Source organism: Roseburia sp. 1XD42-69 (assembly GCF_003612565.1).
Taxonomy (GTDB): Bacteria; Bacillota; Clostridia; order Lachnospirales; family Lachnospiraceae; genus Roseburia_B.
This window is the reverse complement of sequence record NZ_RAZG01000166.1, coordinates 1-2479: the sequence shown is the minus strand read 5'-3', so window position 1 is coordinate 2479 and position 2479 is coordinate 1. Positions and strand designations below refer to the sequence as shown.

At 42.8% G+C, this 2479-nt stretch carries 2 protein-coding genes and 1 pseudogene; 2 read left to right on the top strand and 1 reads right to left on the bottom strand.

Features of this window, described 5'->3' with window-relative positions:
- Positions 1-71: 71 nt before the first annotated feature.
- Positions 72-206, top strand: a pseudogene (locus D7Y06_RS24705) (cysteine-rich KTR domain-containing protein); the annotation flags it as partial.
- Positions 207-260: 54 nt separating this feature from the next.
- Here D7Y06_RS24705 and D7Y06_RS24700 read toward each other — a convergent pair.
- Positions 261-1640: an MATE family efflux transporter gene (locus D7Y06_RS24700; RefSeq protein WP_016296629.1), complete on the bottom strand. Its 1380-nt coding sequence runs from the start codon at positions 1638-1640 to the stop codon at positions 261-263.
- Between the two features lie 123 nt (positions 1641-1763).
- Between D7Y06_RS24700 and D7Y06_RS24695 the strand changes: the two genes are divergently transcribed.
- The gene (locus tag D7Y06_RS24695) at positions 1764-2291 is read left to right on the top strand and encodes a PadR family transcriptional regulator (RefSeq protein ID WP_016296628.1); all 528 of its coding nucleotides are present in this window, start codon (positions 1764-1766) and stop codon (positions 2289-2291) included.
- The last annotated feature ends 188 nt before the right edge of the window (positions 2292-2479 follow it).

Here is a 2479-nt window from a genome sequence, read left to right as displayed (position 1 = left end):
TCTCCTTTGCTCTTTCACTTGATAGTATAGGTTGTTCAACTTTTTCTGTCCACACTTATATACTAACACCAAGGATTAGGGAAGATACGGTATTGATAAATTATCCATTGTACTGCCCGAAATGCAAGCAGGAAACATTGATTGAAGCGAAAAATTTAAAAATAACAGTCATCAAAGAGCCAGACACACAGATGCAGAGCCGATGAACTTGTGGGAAAACTCACAGCTCATCGGCTCTGTTTGTTAGAAAGAAAAGATATTTAGTTGTTTGGGCTTATTTCAGCAGTTTTTCTCTGCATCTCATTCAGCTTTTTGTGGAGCGGTATCGCCATGAATACCGTTATGACTGCGGAAAGCACATCGGCAATCGGCTGGGCGTACATAATTCCATTTAGCCCCCAGACCATCGGAAGAAGCAGGATAACAGGGATAAAGCAAATCCCCTGCCTGCAAGCTCCGAGGATAAAGCCCTCTCTGCCTTTTCCCAAAGCAAGGAACAGGGAAGAATACACCGTATAAAATCCAAAGAGCATGATGGAAATGCCGTTTGCCCTTAAAGACGCTGCACCGATGCGAATCATCTCGGCATCGCCCTTTGTGAATTGGGAAACGATAGCTGTAGGGAACAGAGCCAGTATCACACCGAAAATCACACAGAAAACCGTAGACCATAGGATGGAAGTCTTGATTGCTTCACGCAGACGGTCAAACTTTTTCGCACCATAACTGTACCCTGCAATGGGCTGAAAGCCTTTGATGAACCCGAATACGGACAAGCTGCCCATTGAAATAAGGCGGGTAACAACGCCCATGCCTGCTATGGCAGAGTCCCCGTAATCGCCAGCGGCATTGTTGATTAAGGAAATGGACACACTCGTTAAAATCTGGAATACCAATGTCGGGATGCCGATTTTGAAAATCTCAGACATGGTTTCTTTTGTATATGTGCAGTCCTTAACCCGAAAACGGAATACGCTTTTTTTCCGAAAAATATAGGTCAGATATACGCAGGTTGAAACGACTTGTGAGATTGCGGTCGCTATCGCCGCTCCCGCTACGCCTAAATCAAACACATAGATAAACAGCGGGTCTAAGGCGATATTGAGTACTGCACCCGTCAGCAAGGCACACATGGTTGTTTTAGCAGCCCCCTCGCTAGTCACAATGTTATTCATCGTGACATTGAATACATTGAAGATGCAGGAAACAATGTAAATGCCTGCGTATGTGGCGGCATAAGGCAGGATGCTGTCGGTTGCCCCCAAGAGCTTCAGTATGGGATGCAGGAACACCATAGAAATGATAATGATGACCGCCCCTACGGATACGCTGCTGTATAAAGCGGTACTTGCCACTTTATCCGCATTTTCCTTATCCCCACGACCTAACAATCGGGAAATGTAAGAAGCCGCACCGTTTCCAAACAGCAGACCCAAACCGACAACGACCTGTCCGAGCGGATAGACCACGGAGATTGCCCCCATTTGGCTTTCCCCTAATCCGCCGACGAAATATGCGTCAACAAGGTTGTAGAAAGCATTTACCAACATGCCAATCATTGTTGGGATGCCCATTGCTAAAAGTGCTTTTGGTATGGATGTGCTGCCGAGCAGCTCCATCTTTTTACTTTGACTGTTCATTTTGAACTCCTTTCTGTTGACAAATAGTATTGTTTATACTACTATAAAATACAGTAATTGTGTTGCGGGAATTATAATACTATAATTTGTAGTAGTTGTCAATAGAAAAAGGAGGGATTTTAAATGGCGACCATTGATTTGATTGTATTGGGAATGTTGAAGCGGGAATCCTTGAGTGCATATGATATTCAGAAACTGGTGGAATACCGCAACATTTCAAAATGGGTAAAAATCAGCACACCATCCATCTATAAAAAGGTTATCCAGTTGGAAGAAAAGGGGCTTATTACAAGCCGCACGGAGAAAGAGGGAAAAATGCCCGAAAAGGCGATATATTCCTTGACGGATGCAGGAAATGAGGAATTTGAGAAACTGATGCTTGAAATATCCTGCAAGCCGATTCACATATTCTTGGATTTTAATGCGGTTATCGTTAATTTAGAAAGTATGGAAAAGGAACAGCAGAGGGAATGTCTGGATAACATTGAGAGCAATATCAATGTGCTGAAATCCTATCTTGAGGAGAATATGGACTTAAAAGAAAACGCCCCCGATATTCCTGCTACGGGCATGGCGGTTCTACATCAGCAATTTCGATTAGTGCAGGCAATAGAAGAATGGATAAGGGCATTGAAAGAAGAACTGCTGTAAATGTAGATGGTTTAAAACATAGCAAGAATGATGAAAAGAAAGGAAACTCCTTGTGCTACAATATCTCATTGAACCCCCGCTTTGACATTTCGTAATGTTTAAAAAATGTGGGTGAAAACGAGCCTGCAAATAAAAAGTCAATAGAAAATTGATGATTTCAGGTAAAAAGTTTTATGTAGGATTTTGAG

Coding starts and splice junctions, on each gene's coding strand:
- D7Y06_RS24700 (WP_016296629.1), bottom strand. CDS start 1,640: ATGAACAGTCAAAGTAAAAAGATGGAGCTGCTCGGCAGCACATCCATA.
- D7Y06_RS24695 (WP_016296628.1), top strand. CDS start 1,764: ATGGCGACCATTGATTTGATTGTATTGGGAATGTTGAAGCGGGAATCC.